Source organism: Microcoleus sp. N9_A2, from assembly GCF_036701775.1.
GTDB lineage: Bacteria > Cyanobacteriota > Cyanobacteriia > Cyanobacteriales > Microcoleaceae > Microcoleus.
On the sequence record NZ_JAUBRH010000007.1, the window covers coordinates 91,489 to 111,891 of the forward strand.

Here is a 20,403-nt window from a genome sequence, read left to right on the forward strand (position 1 = left end):
AAATAATTTAAAATCCCCAGTCATACAAAGCGAACCAACAATTCCTAGTGGTTATTTGCGGTCTAATTGGACTTTCAGGAAGCAGACGTTACCGTTTCTGCCGGGCTCAATCAATTTTTGGGCTCGTTGTGTGCTAATCTCAGCAGGCAGTTGCATCTCAATCCCATGCTGAACGAGTATCGCGAATATGGGTAGCAAGACCAACTTTAGGCATCTGTTTAAGGAAGCTACCATCTTTAAGAGCGAGCTTCAGTTCTAATTATTGAAAAAGCTGGGAATTGAAAAGGAATGACTATGGAGTGTAAAATTTACCAGTTTGAAAATGAGATTTGCCAAGAAATATCTTCTTTATCAAAATTAGACAACTGGCATTGTTTTCTCGCTCTTCTAGAGGATTATGTTATAATTTTTTTGATGGCTGCCACTTGTTCAATTTCCTGGTATCTTTACCCTGTGGCAGTTTTAATTATTGGGTCTCGCCAGCGTGCATTGGCGACGCTTCTCCACGAAGCGTCTCACAAAACTTTAGCCAAAAATAAACTTCTTAATTTTGCGATCGGTACTTTTTTTTCTGGCTACTTTGTTTTACAAACAATGGGGTCTTATCGAGAATCTCATGTGCGATTTCATCACGGACATTTCGGCGATATTGAACTAGATCCAGATTACAAATTTGCTATTGAAGCAAAATGGTACGATCGACCTCAATCTGTGGAAAACTTTACGCTCCACAACATAGTTTTGCCATTTTTGTTGGCAAAAGTTCCCCGCTACTTGTGTTCCTTAATCGAGCATCGGCTCTTGGACAAGCGCAATCGTCAAGAGACGATTATTATGATTGTTTACCTGGGAGTTATAGCATCTGTTTTCATCGGGTTCGGATTGGGCAAGTATATTTTGCTATTTTGGATCGTTCCTTATTTAACCACCTTCCAAATCATTGGCTGGTTTATTGAAATGAGCGAACATTATCCGTTGATGAACAATAGCATTAATCTCTACCAGACTCGCAATCGTCACAGTCATTGGCTGGAAATTTTTTTGACAGGAATGCACAATGAGAGTTATCATCTTGTTCACCATTTGAATCCGGCAATTCCCTTCTGGAATGTTCCCAAGGCACATCAGGTTTATCTTCAGGATAAAAACTATGCTCTATTCGATCGCCAAGCAGGAGGAATATTTATTTCTGCCAATAATGCACCGAGTGTAATTCAAAGTGCGATCGCCACCCTTCGTTCCCCAAGCGAAAAAAATTCGGATTAACTCGACAAAACCCATCTTGAAAAACTGTTCAAAACTTTAAGACCATTTGAATGAAGGAAAATAAAATGATTGACCCACAGACCCGTATTTCCCAAATTAAAGCGAATGGAGGAGAATTTGCCAAACATATCGGCGAATGGAGAGACGCACCAGCTACATTTACTGAGGAAACACTGGAAATATTTGGACGTCCAGTGATGGAAAAATGGGAAGAACCTTACATGAAAGAACTTGCCAATATTGTGGGTCCAAATGGGGGGAAGATCCTTGAGGTTGGTTTTGGTCTGGGAATCTCAGCCAGATACATACAGCAACATGAAATAGAGGAGCATATTATCATAGAAGGTAACGCTGACGTTTTTGTAAAACTTGAAGAGTTCGCCCAGCAAGCTAAACACAAAGTCACACCAATATTTGGTCTTTGGCAAGATGTTGTAGATTCGTTACCAAATGATAGCTGCGACGGAATTTTATTCGATATAGCCCCAATAACTGAAGATGAAGTAATATTGCTGCGTTATTCCTTTTTTGAACAGGCGTATCGTCTTCTTAAAAAAGGAGGTGTTTTTTCTCAATTTATGCACGAAATTGAAATCACACCCCATTACCGCCAACTCCTAAATAAAGCAGGGTTCTTCAACATAACCGGTACTCTTTGCTCGGTGAACCCACCAAAGGATTGCCTATATTGGGATAAGCCAGTGATGCTTGCCCCAATCATAATCAAATAAAGCCGGTAATTTGAAGAAGTCAACAACCCAGCGCTGCCCTTCAGGACAGCGTTGGCTTGAGAAGAGATTCTCACAACCTTAAACTCCCCAAAAGCTAAGATGCAGATTAAGCCTGGTATTGAGACCCTCGCTGTTCACACAGGACACCCGCTAGACCCCGGCACTGATGCTGTTACACCAGCAATTCACCTCTCCACTACTTTTGCCAGACAATCAGATGGGAGTTATCAGCACCCGTATGATTACATTCGGTGTACCAACCCAGGACGCGACAACTTAGAAAAATGCCTGTGTGAGTTGGAAGGGGGAGAAGCAGCAGCAGCAGTCGCTTCTGGTTCAGCCGCAACTGCGAGTGTGTTCCTAGCTTTGGAACCAGGGGCGCATGTTGTAGCACCTCTAGATGCCTACTGCGGCACAGGTTTATTGCTAAACACCGTGTTTGCACGCTGGCATCTAAAGTCCACCTTCGTGGATATGACCGATTTGAATCAGGTGGAGAAAGCCATCAGTCTCCCTAACACCCAATTGGTTTGGCTGGAAACCCCCTCAAACCCATTGCTCAAGATATCGGATATTGCAGCGATCGCACAAATGGCTCATCAGGTAGGAGCTAGGTGTGTTTGTGACAACACCTGGGCAACACCTGTACTACAACGTCCGTTCGAGTTAGGAGCAGATTTGGTGACCCATTCTTTCACAAAATATTTAGGGGGACACGGCGATGCGATGGGCGGGGTTGTCGTATCCAGAGTGAAAGATGAGTTTTTCGAGCGGATTCGGCAGATTCAGGTTGGAATGGGGATTGGGAACTCACCATTTGATGCTTGGTTAATTCTCAGGGGCATTCAAACTTTGCCTTTGCGGATTAAGGCGAGTTCAGAAGCAGCAAGTTACATTGCCCAATTTTTGAGTAACCACCCTAAAGTTAAGCGAGTTTACTATCCGGGGTTGCCGGAACATCCAGGTGCTTCCCTCGCTGCCCGACAAATGCTCTACGGCGGTGGGATGGTTTCTTTTCAGGTAAATAGCCGAGAGGAAGCCTTTCAAGTGGCAGGGAAATTGCAGGTGTTTACTTCAGCAACCAGCTTGGGAACGGTGAAAAGTTTGGTGGAAATTGGGGCACTCATGGAATCAATGCAAAACCTCGATACCAGCAGTGTTGAAGCCTTTATACCTGATGACTTATTGCGCTTATCCGTTGGTATTGAGGACGTAAAAACCCTGATTTGGGATCTCGAACAAGCTTTAAGCTAAAGTTCGCCTTTGCCAATCCCTACATTCTGTGCTTCAAGACTTTGATGATACTGCATTTGATTAAACAAGGCGATCAACAGAATGAAAGCAACAAAGAAAGCAGGATTGGCCATGCCTATGTCAGAAATAACAGTAGAATGTCAACAATATCTAGAAAATCTAGGAGACTTACACATGACAGCAACACAGACTTTTTCCTTATTTGAGTGGAAGTTTTCTCTTAAACTGGCTTTCCTTTATATCCTGGCAAAACTCAAGTTTGTTCATGGTTGGTTGCCAGAAAAATTGAGAGAACAATTACCGACTGGCTGGAATAATCAGATGTTCTGGGTGGCTTTTAAATCCGGCGGGCAAACACTATACTTTGACTATTATTGCCGATTGAAAGAACCGAAATTTTACAAACCTAGAGTATCGGTTGCCCCGGAATTTCAGCTCACTGAGGAACAGATTCGTGGTTTCTATCTTTAATGTGCTAAAACGAGCTAAGCTGTTCGGCATTTAAAGGAGGATAGTAGGGTGCGTCAGTAATAAGCGTTTCCCATGTATAGTAAGTGTTCTAGCTGACGCAGCTTACCTGGATCGTTAATGGTTTAAATGCTCCACAGCTTAGGCTAGAAAAAAGTTTTAGATCATGAATTATGCAAGTTGAGTGTGGAACAGCTTATCAATAGCAACGCTGTAATCATTAAAAAAGTTCCTCATGTACCAATTTCAAGACTCCCTTCCAAAACTGCCTTTACCACGACTTGAAGATACCTTAGAGCGTTATCTCGAAATAGTCGCACCGCTATTGAGCGAGACAGAAATGGCTCAAACAAAGGCAGCAGTGATCGACTTTCAGCAGGGGAGCGGGCCAGTTCTCCAGAAGCAATTGGAGATGATTGACCGTTCAACGAATACCAGCTACTTGCATGAATTCACACTGAATAGCAGACTAGAAAATCGGTTGTCTATTCCCTTCGATCAAGGCAATGCAATCCTGGTTTCACCAGTCTTGACGACCGAGAAATACTCATGCACTCGCTTTGCTGCTACCGTAATTTCTCATGTACTCAAGTTCTACCTGAAAGTCAAACGTCGGGAACTAGAGCCAGACCGGGACATCTATCAAAAAAACCAACCCCCCCTGTGCATGGCTCAGTACGAAAACTTGTTCGGCGTCTCGCGAATTCCAGGAATCAAGCGAGACAGCTTGCAGCGGACAAAGAATCCAGAGCATATAGTGGTCATCCGGCGGAATGTATTTTACGCATTGAAGCTCATCCAAGGAGAGGAACTGCCGATATGGGATGCGATCGCACAGCAGCTAGACTGGATTTTAGAAAATACTCCGGCTGGATCATCCCCCATAGGAGCGCTAACCACCCTCAACAGAACCCCCTGGGCTATTACCCGCTCCTACATGAGTGCTCTATCTCCAGAGAACGCTCACTCCCTAGAGTTGTTGGAAAGCGCTCTGTTTGTCGTGTGTTTAGACGAAACAATACCAACTGACACGGAGGCGGCTCTTGGGAACGCACTTTACGGAGATGGGCGCAACCGCTGGTTCGACAAGTCCATACAGCTAATTTTCACATCCTCAAATCAGTTGGCAATTCATGTTGAACACACCGGATTAGACGGCTATACGGTGTCGCGCTTAATTGGGGAGGTTTACCAGGAGCTTCAGCACGCAAGCGTTCCGCTCTTGGACACCGCTTCTATCCAATTGCAGCCACCAACGCAACTGCGATGGACTTTAGACCGGGAACTTCAGGAAGCGATCGAGCAGGCATCGACAACAGCGGATCATCTGATTGCACAAAACCCTATACGGGTACTAATTTTCAAAGAATTCGGCTCAGACTTTATTCGCCGACATGGCTTGGTTCCCGATGCTGTGGTTGCTCTTTCGCTTCAGCTTGCACATTTTCGTCTGTACGGCGAGCTGACTAGCGCCAAGACATCGGTACATACTAGGGGTTTCCGATACGGGCGAGTCGAGCAGGCGTTCGCAGTCACTCCTGAATCTGTCGAGCTAATACGAGCCTTCAGTGAGGCGACTTCTGACGAGATACGGTACTTGACCCTCAAGCGTGCGGTTATGGCTTATCTTTGGCCACTGTTTGATTGTAAAAAGGGGCAGGGAGTCTATCGTCACCTCTGGGCCCTTCATACTTTAGCTTGTTATCAAGGAGATGTGCTTCCCGATATCTTCCTTGGCAAAGCCTACACCGAGCTTTTCTCCAAGGAGGGAATCATGATTGTTAGCCTAGCTGGCGAAATGGGCAGGGAGCTGATGGGCGGTTCTGCGTGGGACGATTATAGCTATGAAATCAGGTATGTAATGGAGCGTGAAAAGATATCCTTTGGCGTAGCAAGCAAATGTTGGCAGACAGAAAAATTCATCCCTATTCTGAAGCAATGCCTTTTAGAATTTGGAAAGCTGATGGATCAATTTTATGGGAACGATTAAATATATCAAAGCGAAAAATTTTCCGAATTTTTTAAGCTTTGTGTTTCAGAAGTAGAAGCAGGGATGAAAACAAGTATTAAAAGAAAAAACTATGGGGTAAAAATCTGTTTTAATAAATACAGGACTTACGCAGGCACACTACATATAGTGTTGCCTGCGTAAGTCCCGTACAAGTTACTAGGAAAAAAGCTTTTGAAGATAGCTGAAACGACGTTAAATCGCAATAGTCTCTACAAGCTACCCCGACTTATTGAGTAGTTACGAAGAAGAGAGAGGAATTTCTTTTCTGTCATACAGTTTCGCTGTTGTCTCATTAGGTTGGATACCCATCCGTTGGATAATCAGCTTATCTGAAGTAATTTGAACATCGAGAAATGCTCCATTAAGAGTTGCTCCAGCGATGTATGCGGGAATTTTAGAGGATCCATTCGATGTGCCACTAGGACGATAAAATGGGTAATCCCACTTTTCTTGGAGTGTAGGATGGAGGTGTCCTGAGAAAATTGCTACGACCTTGTAAGGGGCAATTGTGTCCCAAAAGTCTTTTCTTTGTTGTTCTGTCCACCACACTTCACCATATGTCCCTGTTGAAAAGCCATCAAATCCATAATGCGGAATAAGCACTACTGGTCGTCCGGATGAACCAACTTTGGTTCGTAGATCCTCAGCAAGAAACGACAGGCTATTATTAGGATTCAGCTTCGGAAATTGGGGCGCTGGTTGATTGCCAGGAAAGAGATTAAGTTGGACAAAATGTACGTCATCCCAGTCCCATGAATAATGCTCATTCGACCAACCAGAAAGACGTGTCCCGCGCTTTCTTTCTTTGATATCCTGGATGACTCCTGCCGGATTTGAAGTGATACCTGTACTTTCTAGATCGTGGTTGCCCAGTCCATCGAACACAAAGCGTGCTTGTCCCTCAATGCTTTGTTGGTACCACTTATACTCATCCCTCGTTCTGGCATTTTGCGTTAAGTCGCCAGCAACTATGATGCCGCGAATATCATTGGTACTTTTCAGGCGACTTTTCATCTCCTGTAAAACCTTGTCTGCCACTTCCTTCTTGGGTTTATTTCCATTATCGTATTGCGGATCGGCAGTAGCCAAAAAGTGGATGTTTCGAGGATACAACCCGCCAGCACCATAAGGGGTGTTTGCCGTGAGCATGTGGTCAGAGTATTGACTGTGACCGAAGTAGTGGGTTTCACAATTCAAATCGTTTCTGTTTGCACCCGAATTCCTCACTTCTTCGATAGTTGCATACCCACCAGCCTGCAAGGGAAGAATACAGAGGAAATCGCTGTCGGTTTCAATCCAGACCTGTAACATCGCCTCCCGTCCACCTGACGGATTGCAGTCTTTATTTGACCAGTTACATGCTCTGTTCTCCCCAGGCGGAATCTTTTGGCCAAAATCGCCATCTGGTATCTTGGCTTGAACGGATACCGAGCTGTGGTTATAGATGTTAAACGCTCGGGCAGGTGATGAGGTAAATGCCAAACATCCAATGGCAATTAGCAGCGTTAAAGCAATATTTCTGAATACTTTCACAGTTCTACTCTCTCTTACACGTATTTTGGCTCAATCCTAAGAAGGTTTAACAGAAACATAGTCACGCTCAGTAAATAACTCATGAGGCTTTGTTTTTGGCTTGAGTTAACAAGTCCACTAAATCATTAATGTTCATTAAGTCAGCTAGCTGAGTCCTGGGAACTTTAATTTTAAGTTCGCGCAGCGATGAGTTAATAATTTCAACAATGTCCAAACTGCTAGTTCCATACTCAGCCATTGATTTTTTTGGGTCTATTTCAGTTTCCTCAAGACCATCAACATTGAGTTTAATGTTTTTGATGACGATATTCAGCACTTCTTCTCGATTCATTATCGGGTTGCTCCTAAATTTTTGTGGATTTTAATTATATTGAAAAATCAGGATAATTTTCCAATAATTACTTTTCGTCGATTTTGGTTTTCAGGGTCGTTGATTTGGAGTTGGAAGATACCCTCCTCAAGGTTAGTGACTGAAACTTTAGACATGACTTTGCCCTTTGTACTTTTTAAACCAAGGAGGAGAAAATCCCTCTGTGAAGGTTTGGATACCAACGATTACTTCTGGCTGTTTTAACCAAGACATTAGCCAATCTAGAGCTATTTCTGTTTGCCGATGCAAGTCTACCGAATGCAACTGCTCGTAATACTGTTTACTCTGGGCTATAGCGTGGGGTGAACAGCAAAACAGTCGCTGTAGTTGTCGGTTGAGGGTTTGGGACATTCCCTCTGTGGCAACTTCATCCACTAAGCCGAATATCTGTGCTTCCGGTGCTTGTATTCCCCGACTGCTGAGGGTCATGTACCGAACTCGTGCTGGTGTTAGACGACGCAGCAGAAAAGGTGCAATTAGGGCTGGAATCATGCCGACGATCGCTTCTGATAGCATGAAGACTGCGTTATTGCTGGCTAACACGATATCGCAAGCAGCTACCAAACCGACACCGCCACCAGTCACGTTTCCTTCTACACAAGCGATGACGGGGCGGCTGGAACTGTAGATTAGCATTAAACAATCAACTAATATTTTGAATAACTCCTGGTCGGGTAAATCACCTTTGGCAAAAGCTTCTTCTAGGTCGAGTCCTCTACAGAAGTCAGAACCTGTCGCTGAGATGGTAATAACTCGGCAAGACTCCTCGTTTATCGCATCTTGGATAGCTCGACTTAACTGAGAAATTAAGGCAGCATTAAGAGCGTTTCCCGATTGCGGTGATGCCAATTTAATCCAAGCTACCCCTGAATCAAGCTGGTATTCAACAGCTTTTGACGTTAACTCCATTCGTATATCCTCTGGTAGTTTTCCACCCGGTTTAACACCAGAAGACTTTGTGTGTCGTAGAGTTTTTCATAGTATCCATTTAAAGTGCTGCGATCGGGTTCGTAGTCTGGACAATCGATATATTTTTCTCGCGTAGACTCAATCGCTTCATATTCTTCTACCTTAAGACGCAGCCGCTCGTTAAGATGTTGGTCGAGATTGAGCGATCGCACCATCTCAGAACCCGCCGCCCCGATATTACCACTGTAAAACTCCCCCTGGCAACCGGAACCGTAAGCAAATAAGGATATCTGATCACCTGGATTGAGATTTTCTGCCGAATTCAACAACCCCAGCAAACAAACAAAATTAGAGCCGCCGTAGCAACTACCAATCCGCTTGGCAAAATAAAGACTTTCTGCTACTTTTTGCTGGAAGTTTAACAGGATAGTTGCCTTGTCTAGTGCAGTCAACCGACTCACTAGGTCGCGGTGAGCCTGAAACGCCATTCCCGGAAAGGGAGCGTGGTAAATGTGCTTTTTGAAATCTGCATCGTAATCTACTTTACCAGCTATTTGTTCGTAATGTTCGTATGCCCCCTCTAACGCATCCAAATACGAATAAATGCTGATTTGACCGTTCATGGTTTCAGTTCTGGAAGTGGGTCGAAAGGTATCAGCAATCTCGTTTGTCCAGTAGCCAGCTTTATCCAGTTCGATTTCGAGAATCTGAGGATTTTCACTAACTATGAAGGCTACAGCGCAGCCGCCGCCTATCGGTTCATGTTCCGTGCCGACAAAATTGCGACTGAAGTCAGTGTTAATTATTAAAGCCTTTTTCCCAGGTCGGATACCAGATGCTACCCAAGATGCAGCCATCTTGAATGCCCCGGTGGAACTGTAACAGGCGTGTTTGACTTCAAAGTTACGGCAATTGGGGCTTAGGTTGCAAAAACGATGCACCCAAGTTGAAATCGGCTTGCCCATATCGACTGCCGACTCGGTGCCGACAATGAGCAGTTCTATATCCTCAATGTCTTCTGGTGACAAGAGCTTTTTGGCTGCATTTACGGCAAGGGTTACAGCATCTTCCCATACTGGATAGACCGATCGCTGTTCGCACATTAAATTAGTAGCTATGTACTGGGGGTCTTGACCGCGTGCCTTCGCTAAATCGGCTAGATCGAGGTAGAATCGCCCTGCGTACAAATTGATTTTTTCAATTCCTACAGGCATTTAACTTCCTTCTTTTGAGTAAGACTTAATCTCAGATGGCTCAAGCCAGCACCGTTTTCGTTGGAAAGGATAGGTGGGTAGCGCAACTCGACGACGCGGGTAATTTCGGTCAAATCCAGCCCAATTTACGTCCCACCCACTCACATACAGAGTTGCTAGACTGTCCAGGAGCGATCGCCACTCATCTTCATCCTTTTTCAAAGACGCTAACCAAGTGCCAGTTCCTTTGGGCAGGCAACGCTTACCCATGCCAATCATCGTGTCTGTTGAACCAATCTCTAAAAAGAGTTCATACCCAGCATCAGCCAGCGTCTGCATTCCTTGATAAAAGCGTACTGGTTGACGAATATGATTGCGCCAGTAGCTGGCATCCAGTATTTCTTGAGGCTGCACCATTTGCCCTGTTACGTTGGAAATAAGGGGAAGAGTAGGGGCAAAGAACTTTACCTGAGAAGCTGTCTCCTCAAAAGTGTTAAGGATGGGTTCCATTAGGTGCGAGTGGAAAGCGTGGGAGACATTTAAAGGATGGGTTGTAATGCAATCATCTTCCAAACGTTCTAGCACCGCCTCCACAGCTTGCCTTGTACCAGAAATTACCGTTTGTGTAGGACCATTGACGGCTGCAATGGAGATAGCCTTTTGGTAGGGCGCGATCGCTTCTAGCACCAATGCTTCTTCAGCAAATACCGCAGCCATTGTCCCCTCACTTGGCAGCGAACCCATTAGTCGTCCGCGTTCGGCGATTAAGCGAAGTCCATCTTCTAAACTGAATACTCCAGCAATGCAGGCTGCAACATATTCTCCCACACTGTGTCCCATGACTGCATCGGGTTCTATCCCCCAAGATTGCCACAATTGAAAGAGAGCATATTCTAGGGCAAAGAGTGCAGGTTGGGCATAGGCTGTGTCATCGAGGAGAGAGGACTGCCCGGACTCTGGATATAAAATTGACAGCAGAGATTGAGAAAAGTTTGGGCGCAGCAGTTCATCGCACTGATTTAGAGCTTCTCGGAATGTGGGCTGAGTATCGTATAGCTGGCGTCCCATACCAACGTATTGAGAACCCTGTCCTGTAAACAGAAACGCTATTTTAGAACGTTTGCGATCGCCTACCTTGCCATCTAGGGTTCCGTCGGTCTTCTTCCCGGAGGTAAAATTACCGAGTTGCTGGCGCAGAGTATCGGCTTCCTCGGCTACTATAGCTAGGCGGTAGTCGAAATGCGACCTGCCAGTGTTCGCTGTGAAGCAAATATCTGGAAGTAACTGATCCGGATGAGCTGCTAGATGACTTTCGTAGCGATCGGCTAGTTGTTTGAGCGCTTTATCAGTTCTTGCTGATAGTGTCAATATATGCAACGGGCGATCGACTGAGAATTTGGGATGTTGGAATTCTGCATTGTCCAGATCCTGCAATCCAACATCTAAAATTGGCAAACCCAAATTGTCTGGTGCCGCTTCGAGCACCACAAAGGCGTTGGTGCCTCCGATGCCAAAAGAATTCACCCCAGCAAAACGGGGCTTGACTTGAGGTGACCAAGGGCGTTGCTTGGTAGGAATTACAAAGGGAGTTTTCTCTAAAGCGAGGATGGGATTAATTTCTCTGAGATGCGGATGAGGAGAAATTTCGCCATGTTGCAGAGATAGCACCGTTTTGATTAAGCCAGCTATTCCAGCTGCTCCTTCCAAGTGACCGATATTGGTCTTAGCTGTACTGAGGGCACACTGCTGCTCTGGCGATCGCCCTTGTCTTAACACCGCCGCCAAAGACTGCACCTCGGTGGCATCGCCCAAGGGTGTACCAGTGCCATGAGCCTCAATATAGTCTATCGACCTAGGTGACACACCAGCGTTCTCCAGAGCTTGGCGGACAAGCGCCTGTTGAGCGAGTCCATTGGGAGCCGTCAAGCCAACGCTGCGACCGTCCTGATTTACTGCCGAACCCCGCAGCACTGCTAAAATGCGATCGCCATCCTTCAGGGCGTCCGACAAGCGCTTGAGGACAACCATGCCACACCCCTCTCCCCGCACGTAACCATCGGCAGCGGCGTCGAAGGTTTTGCAGAGTCCATCTGATGCCATCATTCCAGCTTGAGAAAAGGCGATAGTCCACTCAGGTGACAGGATGATGTTCACTCCACCTACCAGGGCTAGGTTTGACTCTTTAGTTCGCAAGCTCTGACAAGCCATGTGAACGGCTACAAGGGAAGAAGAGCAAGCTGTGTCCAACGTCATGCTTGGCCCTCGCAGATCCAGAAAATATGACAGGCGGTTAGCGACAATGCTATTAAAGATGCCTGTACCTGCTCGCTGAGGTGGGTTGAGCAACAGCTTGTAATAGTCGCAAGTAAATAACCCCACAAACACTCCAGTCTGGCTACCAGCAAGTTTGTCAGGTGCCAGTCCTGCGTTCTCCAGCGCTTCCCAGCTAACCTCCAATAATAGGCGCTGTTGCGGGTCCATCGCTGAAGCCTCTCCAGAGGAAATCCCAAAGAAGGAGGGGTCGAACTTGTCTACATCTTCCAAAAAACCGCCCCAGCGGGTGTTCATTTTATCATCGTTATCCAAATTTTGGTCGTAGAAGGCATCTACGTCCCACCGATCAATCGGCACCTCGCTGATGGCTACCCTACCTTCACGCAGCAGTTGCCAGAAAGCTTCCGGGTCTTTGGCACTAGGGAATCGGCATCCCATACCAATAATGGCAATTGGTTCTGTTTTAGCATCCGCTAGAGCGCTGAACTTGGATTGCATTTCCTTGAGCGAGCGCAGAGCATTTTTGATCTCATCTGAAAGGCTATTGTCCAAAAGAGTGTTATTCCACTCCACTAATAGCTGATGGCGCTCAGCTTCAGTTACCAGAGTTAGGGAGTCGCTCATTACACGTAAATGCTGGAACATAAATGAAGAATCTTTCTTAATGAGTACAGTGTAGTTATAAGTAGTTGGTGGCGATGGGGGAAAGGGAAAAGGAAAAACAAATTCCTTTCCCCGTTAGCTCGTAATTATCCAGTTTTTAGGATGGGTTTCGCTACCGTGCTACCCATCCTACAAGAGATCCCTGGAAGCGGGGCGCATTAGTTTGAACCGTTGGCGAGAGGATAACATTTGCTTTTTTGGTTGAAAGACTACAAAAGTATATGCTGCAACATAGAAATTTGTATCGGTGTCCCATTCCTTCGCCTCACATACTTCAATTACAGAAGTGCATACAGCAAGATATTCACCATTGATAAGGGCAGAGTCACCATGAATTCCTGTCTGAATAGTACCTGAGCCGATAATACTCTTGGCAATATCTCCAACAAGATTTAGGCTTTTGTCAATTACTTCAGATTCATTTCCTTTAAAAGCAGCATCAAGAATACTTTTTGCTCCCATTACGTATTCATCAACTTTAGGGTCTACTGAATAGACCATAGAGATATCAACTTTTCTAACACGAGCCTCTACGGCAGATGGCAATTCCACGCCTGTAATAGTTTTGAAGTTTGTATTGTTGTCCTGCAGAAGAATGTCTGTGAGATGAGCCATTTTCTTTACAAGTTCTTCAGAACTCTGAATGTGCTTTGAAATTTCTGGGTTGCTGTGGTTTGACATGACTTTAAAAAATGAAACTCTTCTATGTAGTATTATTCAGTTCTTTAGCTCAACGAGAAATAGATAAAGTTGGTATGTTTATGTAAAGTTATATTGCTGCGAGGCCCAAAATACAGAATTAGTTGCTTTTGTCAATATACTAAATTGGTCAATTATTTCCCCACTTAAAGCTACAGATTGGTTCCAACAGGCGCTTCGGACGAATTACAGATACTCGCGTCAGCAGCGGTTTAACCTCTGTTGGGGCGATCGCTCTCAATTGCCCTCTCTCCACAATCTGTTCGACTCGATGCAGTTGCCTATCCACGGTGTTCGATGCATCCGACCTTCTGTCCATCAGAGTAGTTAAAATTATTGAGAAGCTTTTCCAGCAATTCTTGCTTCTTCTAGCCAACCATCAACCAGCGCTTGATGATTTTTTACCCACTCTTCGGCATGACGGCGGATATCTTTTGAGCGATTTTGACCCTCGCGGGCGAGTTTTTCTTGGGTAATAAGATCCTCAAAAGGAACCCGAACCAGTTCAAACCAACGTTTGGCGGCTGGGTTAGACTCCAAAAATTGCCGGGAAGCCACAAAACGCCCTCTATCCGCAATAAATCCAAGATTCTTCCCGCCTACCGTGGTATCTTTTTGTGTCACCTCTTTTCCCTTTTCTTCTGGTAAAGAGGTAAAGGGAACTTCTAACCAAACCACATCTTTACCAGTTTGTAACACTGAAGTCAACCAATCAAGATTAAAACTGTTATAGAGTATGGGTTTTCCTTGCTGGTAGCGAGCAATGATATCTGCCTTGAGAACTTCAAATTCTCCCTTATCCTGTTTGACGGTATCCTCTAATCCGTAAACTTTCAAGTGACGATCGATAATCAGCTCACAGGCAAAACCCGGATTGCAACCCGTTAAATTTGCTTTACCATCTCCGTCTGAGTCAAACAGTTTGGCAAGTTTTGGGTCTTTAAGTTGGACGAGGTTCGTAATTTTATATTGCTCGGCAGTCTTCTTATCAATCGAATAACCTTGAATAAGATTACCGGAAACAAACATTCCAACACGCTCCAGTTTCTTTTCACCACCAGCTTTTTCAAAAAAGTTGGCGTGCAACCTTTCTGAAGTGGTAGCAACATCTATTTCGTCATTACCGAGAGCAAGAAATATAGTGGTTGTATTCAATACCTTTCGTTCTTCGACTTCGTAACCAAGCTTTTCTAAACCAATGCGAAGAATTTCTACAGTAAATTGTGGCGCTACTATACTACTAGAAGCAGGGCGTACTTTTACCCCTTTACCAGGTAACCCTACTTCTGTCGATTGACTGCTGTCTGGAGATTTTGTAGCGCTTTCGGGAGTGGATTGGCAGGCAATTAAACCTACAAGCAAGGCTACTGCTATAGCAAAGGTCTGTTTTTTTCTGTGTAGTTTCATTATCATTAGGTTAGTCAATTTGAATGATATCTGTACTGAAAATAGGGGCGCTTAGGCTAGGGATAAAAAAATTATCATATTTGTTGAGATCGATCGCGACTTTTAACTCTTAACCTCGAAAGCAGAAAACCAATCGCCCCTCTTTCCAGCCAAGAACCTTTGCTGTTGGCTTTCCCCACAGCCTGAGTAATCCGATCGAGCATAATCGCCAGCAAGACAATGCACAATCCTCCAACAGCAGCCAGTCCCACATCCAGACGACCAACGCCCTGCAACACCATCAATCCCAGTCCAGGCACAGCAATCATTGAGGTAACGACCGACATTCCCAATGCAAACAGGATAGTTTGGTTCAACCCCGTGAGAATCGTCGGCATAGCTAGGGGAATTTGGGCCTCCCACAGGACTTGCGAAGGAGTTGACCCAAAAGCGATCGCCGCTTCCACCACCTCTTCAGAGACTTGCCGGATACCCAGGTTGGTGAGGCGAATCAGAGGCGGCAGTGCAAAGATAATGGTTGCGATCGCCCCTGGAACTTTACCAATACCAAATAGCATGACAACAGGAACAAGATAGATGAAGATGGGGATGGTTTGCATGATATCAAGGAGGGGTCGAACAAATCCCTCTAGGCGATCGCTCCTCGCACAGGCAATACCGAGGGGAATACCGATCGCCACGCAAAATGCTACCGCAGTCACCACCAAGGAAAGTGTCACCATTGCCTCCTTCCATGCCCCAAGAAAACCAATTAACGTCAAGGCCCAGATGCTATAAATCGCAATTTTTCTCCCTGCCAGTTGCCATGCCACCAACCCGATAATCATCAGGAAAATTAGGGGAGGAATGGATTGGAACATCGCCTCTATAGAGTCAAGCGCGAATTTAATCGGGACGCGAATCGCTTGGAAGAACGGACGAAAGTTGTCAACCAGAAAATTAACCCCAGCATTAATCCAATTATCCAGAGGTATAGTATAAAGCTCAAAGGGGTTTAGGATAACATCCAGCCCGGATTGGCTCTTGGCAATGAGATCGGCGCGTAGAGTTAACTCATTTAACACAATAGAGAGCCTCCTGATACAAATGACAAAAAGAGCGAGGAGTTAACTTAACTTAACTTAAGTTAAGTTACTTAATATAACTGTCTAATCAAATGCAGCTAATACTAGCAAAAATAGTTTGTTTAGTGTCCAATCGCCTGCCTGCGAGAATAAATTTTTTCTAGCAGTAAATCCCGCAGTTCGTTAGCGATATCATCAGGCGGATTACCTGCAAGCGCCCGTCCAATCAACTTTTCAGCCGATCGCAATTCGGAACATTCTACAGCAAGTGTGGCGGCACTGCGATGGAGAACCGATCTAGTCGGCTCAAGGCCAAATAAGTCTGCTACTAGGTCTGCGGCAGCTCGCTCAACAGAAAAGGCTGCTTTGGTTAACTCCAAAGCGACGGTGGTATCACCCCTTTGGCGGGCTAAAAAAGCTTGGTCAACAAGTTCCATTGCTTCTCGATGAAGAATTTCTACGTCTTGCATTTTTCAACTACACGGGTACGCGGTGTGCCAAATTCGACGACACAGACGTAGCCAGGGGACAAAGTATCCGAGGGGCTAATCTGTTCTAGTTTCATAAAGATAATACGGGATGCGGGAAACTCAGACACAAAGCGTGCTGAGAGGGAAGCGGCACGAGGGACTTCAGTCAAGAGTGTTCTTTTTTAATTAGCCGAATGGTGTGGGTCTTCTATATATTTTTTCACAACTTCGCTGCTAATATCACTATACTCGCCTAAACTAGACGAATCAACCAATCTTCAGGAAGACAGAGGTGACTAAAGCCAAAAAAACAATGGGAGTTCAGCAAGTATTACTGTCTCCCAACACAGAACTTAAAGCCTTGTTGGAGTATCTCTGTCAACAATCGGGCAAGCTGTACAACAACGGTGTTTACTTGGCTCGCCAGACTTTTTTCAAGACAGGACAACTGTTAGCCGGAAAGTTTGACTTATCTTTTGAGTCATCAGTCTCAAAGTCAATGGTTGCTAAGTCGTTGCCATCAACACCAATGCAGCAAACATTGATGTCGGTCGCTGAAGCATTCAAATCTTTCAAGGAATTAAGAGCTTTGTACATCAAAGGTCAACTGCATTTTAAGCCCCAGCCACCGGGATACCTGAAAGGATCTAAGTTGTTCAAAGTAGCTTATCCAAATTCTGGAGGTCAACGACCCAAGCTTGTTGGCAATCAGTTAAGATTTTCCTTGGGTTTAACAGTGAAGCGATGGTTCGGAATTTCTGAATTCTTTCTACTGATGCCGTCAAACCTTGATTTTTCAAAAGTTAAAGAATTTACCATTATTCCTAAAAATGGTGCTTTTTACCTGGAAATCTCTTATGAGATGGAACTGCAAAAACATAATTTAGATGTCAATCAAGCTTTGTCAATTGACTTGGGGACTGCTGATAATTTAGCGGCTTGTGTTGATACGTTAGGGAATTCCTTCTTGATTGATGCTCGTGCCATGAAAGCTATGAATCAATTATGGAATAAGAAAGTAGCAACTAGAAAAGAAGGAAAATCTGAAGATTATTGGGACAATTGGTTAGACCGTGTAACTCGCAAACGCAACCATCAAATGCGTGATGGCGTAAACAAAGCTGCTAAGTTAGTTATTGACCATTGCTTAAGACATGGTATTGGCAATCTAGTGATTGGATGGAACCAAGGTTTTAAATCCAATGCCAATCTGGGTAAATTGAACAATCAGAAGTTTGTTCAAATGCCTTTGGGAAAGTTGAAAAACCGATTAAAACAACTGTGTGACTTACACGGCATCAGGTTTATCGAAACCGAAGAAGCGTATACATCTAAAGCTAGTTTTCTTGATGGAGACTCCCTGCCCAGATATGGTGAAAAGCCACCTGAGTGGAAAGCATCTGGAAAACGAATTAAACGTGGCTTGTATCGGTCTGCTGACGGAATAGTGATTAATGCAGACTTAAATGGTGCCGCCAATATTCTTAGAAAAGTAGTCAGTAAGTTAGGTGTAAACCTGAACCAACTGGGTAGGCGGTGTTTGACGACCGTAGCGAGAGTTAGACTTTGGACACTAACTAAGTCTACTCTGTCCGCAGAATCTCAGCGTCTTTAGACCTGAGAGTGTCAATAATCGGATTCCATTGCAGTTCGACTTGAGTTTCTTGTATGCCATCAATCAGAAGATTAACGCGATAAGGATGATTTTGGTCATCCAGGCAAACTGCGGCTGCATCTTGACAAGTAGCTCCAAAAGTCAGCGACCATCCAGGTCGTTCAGGCTTGGATTGAGAAAGCGAGTCAAGGTATAAAAGCTTTGGGATATTATCTACCATTGATAATTTTAACTTCTTCAGCTTTCTTATAATATAGTAATTTTTGCGACAGGACGATCGGCCTTTATTTTTCGTCTACTGAATGCTGCTAATTCTAGCAAGAACATCATCCGCTTCAACCACACCTTGAAATTTTTCTTCATCATCAACCACAGCAACCGTCCGTCCTTGTTCGTAGAGGTGAAAAATATTTTCGAGACTGGTATTAGCCTTGGCTTTAGGAAAGTTTTGCAGCATCACAGAAGTAAAATCTTCACTTCCTTGTTGAATTGCTGCTTCAAGAAATTTTTGCTTAACCATGCCAACCAGTTTACCACCGAGATCGACAACGTACATTTGTTTGAGGTTATGGTGTAACATTTGCTCCAGTGCCTCTGTAGGGGAGTTTTCACCGAGAATCAAGGTAATGGTTTGACGAGCAATTGACCCTACTTTGAGGACTTGGGCGCGGTTGACATCCCTCGTAAAGGCGCGGATGTAGTCGGAGGCTGGTTGGGTAATGAGTTCCGAGGGAGTACCGACTTGAACGATACAGCCATCTTTCATTACAGCAATGCGATCGCCGATTTTCAGCGCCTCATGAATATCGTGACTGATAAATATAATAGTTTTGTGCAGTTCTTTCTGGAGGCGCAGCAATTCATCCTGCATTTCCCGGCGAATCAGCGGATCGAGGGCGCTAAATGGCTCATCCATGAGTAAAATCTCTGCATCTGTCGCCAAAGCACGGGCTAAACCCACCCGTTGCTGCATCCCACCACTCAGCGAGTCGGGCAAATAATCCGCCCATTGCCCTAAACCCACCAATTCTAATGTTTCCAAGGCTTTTTGGCGGCGAGAAGCTTTGTCCATTCCCCGCACCAAAAGACCGTACTCTACATTTTCAACAACAGTTTTGTGAGGAAACAGCCCAAATCGCTGAAAAACCATCGACACTTTCGTCAGGCGAATCTCCCGCATCCGTTTCTCGCCCAGATGGGCAACATCTTCACCATCAATGTAAATGTGTCCGCTGGTGGGATTAATCAGACGGTTGATGCAGCGAACCAAGGTAGATTTTCCCGAACCGGATAACCCCATCACTACGAACAATTCTCCTGGATTAACCGTGAGAGATACATCGGCAATGCCTAGCACATGAAGAGTTGCTTGTAAAATATCATCTTTAGACTTGCCGTCTCGAAACATTTTGAGAGCAGCATGAGGTTTTTCTCCATAAATTTTGATGAGATGCTCAATGCAAATTTTGGGTTTTGAATTTGTCATTTCCTGGGGTCACAAGTAATGGCCGACTCTTAATATCCTGATTGAAGCAACGCTCCAGAGAGCAAATCTGTTACTTTGAGTGTAACAGCCCACTGGTTCAAGTAAGCGAGATCGAGTCGTTCCCCTTGCACCTTCAAAACTCCCAACACATCCCTCCACTGTTTTTGGGAACCGCCAGGAATTAGTTTGTACCAACTGAGTTTTTGCAGGACGATATCTTCAGGCGAGTAGATGTAGATTCCCTCCTCTGTTAAACCGCTAACAGGGTAAAGTTGGCGGCGACTCATCACCGAAGCGGAAAAAGGGTCATCGCTGCTCATCACAAAAATATCCGCTTTCTCCATCGAAGGCAAATATATCACATTGAACGATGATTCGCGGGGTGCTGTTCTTGACTTAGCAATTGCTTCATTCACCGCCGACTCGCTGATATAAAACTCGCCTGACATGGCATCAATTAGCCTCTGTGCTGTTTGCGCTTCCAGGTCAATCACTAAGTCCAAGTCTTGGGTAGACCTGTTTTCTCCCAACAGCGAACTTGCCACCGAACCGCCCACCACATAGGGAATATTCAGCGGTAGCAAGATGCTGGCTATTTTTTGCGCTAATTCGATCGGATCTGCAATCACGAGTTCACCCCAATCTTTACTGTCTGATAAAACTTCTATCCAGTCAGCACCCAAGCACCTTTTAATAAATTCTTGCCGAACTTTTGCCTCAGTTGCATTGGGATACTGGTTCTTTATTCCCGATATTGCCATCTTTCGGACCGATTGATTGAAAGCGCAAGTCCGCTGTACTTTTTGTTGGGGCGTTAACTGCCGCAATAGCTGAAACATCAGCACGTCAGCCTCAATGGTGGTATCAATAGATTGCGGCTTGTATCCTGATTTGACTGTGACTGTTGGCATTGGCGGCATGATACAATCTCGTTCGAGGGCATAGGTTCCACAATTGTATTACAAAGTCAAAGTTTTTCAGGTCGTGCAA

20 protein-coding genes are annotated in these 20,403 nt (G+C 44.9%); 7 read left to right on the forward strand and 13 right to left on the reverse strand.

What is annotated here, in order from left to right; translation table 11 throughout:
• Positions 1-117 precede the first annotated feature (117 nt).
• The 6 genes from QUA44_RS30650 (at position 118) to QUA44_RS06295 (ending at position 5,709) form a co-directional block, all read left to right on the forward strand.
• On the forward strand, positions 118-195 hold the full coding sequence (locus QUA44_RS30650) for a hypothetical protein (protein ID WP_445243728.1): 78 nt from the start codon (positions 118-120) through the stop codon (positions 193-195).
• Positions 196-294: 99 nt separating this feature from the next.
• A complete protein-coding gene (gene gntB, locus QUA44_RS06275) occupies positions 295-1,266 on the forward strand; it encodes a guanitoxin biosynthesis L-arginine gamma (S) hydroxylase (RefSeq protein ID WP_333249309.1) in 972 nt (323 codons plus the stop codon).
• Positions 1,267-1,316: 50 nt separating this feature from the next.
• On the forward strand, positions 1,317-1,997 hold the full coding sequence (locus QUA44_RS06280) for a class I SAM-dependent methyltransferase (RefSeq protein WP_333249099.1): 681 nt from the start codon (positions 1,317-1,319) through the stop codon (positions 1,995-1,997).
• 99 nt (positions 1,998-2,096) lie between these two features.
• The gene (locus QUA44_RS06285; protein WP_333249101.1) at positions 2,097-3,251 is read left to right on the forward strand and encodes a PLP-dependent aspartate aminotransferase family protein; all 1,155 of its coding nucleotides are present in this window, start codon (positions 2,097-2,099) and stop codon (positions 3,249-3,251) included.
• An 81-nt stretch (positions 3,252-3,332) separates the two neighbouring features.
• Positions 3,333-3,722, forward strand: coding sequence for a hypothetical protein (locus QUA44_RS06290; protein WP_333249104.1), 390 nt, complete (start codon positions 3,333-3,335; stop codon positions 3,720-3,722).
• A gap of 232 nt (positions 3,723-3,954) precedes the next feature.
• Positions 3,955-5,709 carry a choline/carnitine O-acyltransferase gene (locus QUA44_RS06295; protein WP_333249105.1) on the forward strand — a complete coding sequence of 585 codons (1,755 nt, stop codon included), beginning with the start codon at positions 3,955-3,957 and terminating at the stop codon, positions 5,707-5,709.
• Between the two features lie 258 nt (positions 5,710-5,967).
• Here the strand turns inward: QUA44_RS06295 and QUA44_RS06300 are convergent, their stop codons facing one another.
• The 10 genes from QUA44_RS06300 to QUA44_RS06345 form a co-directional block, all read right to left on the reverse strand.
• A complete protein-coding gene (locus QUA44_RS06300; protein ID WP_333249108.1) occupies positions 5,968-7,263 on the reverse strand; it encodes a metallophosphoesterase in 1,296 nt (431 codons plus the stop codon).
• Between the two features lie 79 nt (positions 7,264-7,342).
• Entirely contained in the window at positions 7,343-7,594 is a 252-nt protein-coding gene (locus tag QUA44_RS06305; protein ID WP_333249110.1) for a phosphopantetheine-binding protein, read from the reverse strand.
• Between the two features lie 147 nt (positions 7,595-7,741).
• A complete protein-coding gene (locus tag QUA44_RS06310; protein WP_333249111.1) occupies positions 7,742-8,542 on the reverse strand; it encodes an enoyl-CoA hydratase/isomerase family protein in 801 nt (266 codons plus the stop codon).
• Positions 8,533-9,756: a hydroxymethylglutaryl-CoA synthase gene (locus QUA44_RS06315; RefSeq protein ID WP_333249114.1), complete on the reverse strand. Its 1,224-nt coding sequence runs from the start codon at positions 9,754-9,756 to the stop codon at positions 8,533-8,535. Before QUA44_RS06315 ends, QUA44_RS06310 begins: the two co-directional genes overlap by 10 nt.
• Complete coding sequence (locus QUA44_RS06320) at positions 9,757-12,633, reverse strand: type I polyketide synthase (protein ID WP_333249116.1); 2,877 nt, start codon at positions 12,631-12,633, stop codon at positions 9,757-9,759.
• 168 nt (positions 12,634-12,801) lie between these two features.
• Positions 12,802-13,353, reverse strand: a complete 552-nt coding sequence (locus QUA44_RS06325) for a hypothetical protein (protein WP_333249119.1) — start codon at positions 13,351-13,353, stop codon at positions 12,802-12,804.
• Between the two features lie 148 nt (positions 13,354-13,501).
• A complete protein-coding gene (locus QUA44_RS06330; protein WP_333249122.1) occupies positions 13,502-13,660 on the reverse strand; it encodes a hypothetical protein in 159 nt (52 codons plus the stop codon).
• A gap of 44 nt (positions 13,661-13,704) precedes the next feature.
• Positions 13,705-14,778 (reverse strand): glycine betaine/L-proline ABC transporter substrate-binding protein ProX, encoded by a 1,074-nt coding sequence (gene proX, locus QUA44_RS06335; RefSeq protein WP_333249124.1) that lies wholly within the window; start codon positions 14,776-14,778, stop codon positions 13,705-13,707.
• 74 nt (positions 14,779-14,852) lie between these two features.
• A complete protein-coding gene (locus QUA44_RS06340; protein WP_333249127.1) occupies positions 14,853-15,842 on the reverse strand; it encodes an ABC transporter permease subunit in 990 nt (329 codons plus the stop codon).
• A 122-nt stretch (positions 15,843-15,964) separates the two neighbouring features.
• Positions 15,965-16,312, reverse strand: a complete 348-nt coding sequence (locus QUA44_RS06345; RefSeq protein ID WP_333249129.1) for a hypothetical protein — start codon at positions 16,310-16,312, stop codon at positions 15,965-15,967.
• A gap of 292 nt (positions 16,313-16,604) precedes the next feature.
• Here QUA44_RS06345 and QUA44_RS06350 point away from each other — a divergent pair, with 292 nt between their 5' ends.
• The gene (locus QUA44_RS06350) at positions 16,605-17,927 is read left to right on the forward strand and encodes a transposase (RefSeq protein ID WP_333249131.1); all 1,323 of its coding nucleotides are present in this window, start codon (positions 16,605-16,607) and stop codon (positions 17,925-17,927) included.
• On the opposite strand, the gene QUA44_RS06355 is transcribed toward QUA44_RS06350, so the two are convergent.
• From QUA44_RS06355 to QUA44_RS06365, 3 genes are all read right to left on the reverse strand, one after another.
• A complete protein-coding gene (locus QUA44_RS06355; RefSeq protein WP_333249133.1) occupies positions 17,896-18,147 on the reverse strand; it encodes a hypothetical protein in 252 nt (83 codons plus the stop codon). The two genes, QUA44_RS06350 and QUA44_RS06355, sit on opposite strands and share 32 nt — an antisense overlap.
• 75 nt (positions 18,148-18,222) lie before the next feature.
• Positions 18,223-19,413 carry a glycine betaine/L-proline ABC transporter ATP-binding protein gene (locus QUA44_RS06360; protein ID WP_333249136.1) on the reverse strand — a complete coding sequence of 397 codons (1,191 nt, stop codon included), beginning with the start codon at positions 19,411-19,413 and terminating at the stop codon, positions 18,223-18,225.
• A 29-nt stretch (positions 19,414-19,442) separates the two neighbouring features.
• Positions 19,443-20,333: a hypothetical protein gene (locus QUA44_RS06365; RefSeq protein WP_333249137.1), complete on the reverse strand. Its 891-nt coding sequence runs from the start codon at positions 20,331-20,333 to the stop codon at positions 19,443-19,445.
• Between the last annotated feature and the right edge of the window lie 70 nt (positions 20,334-20,403).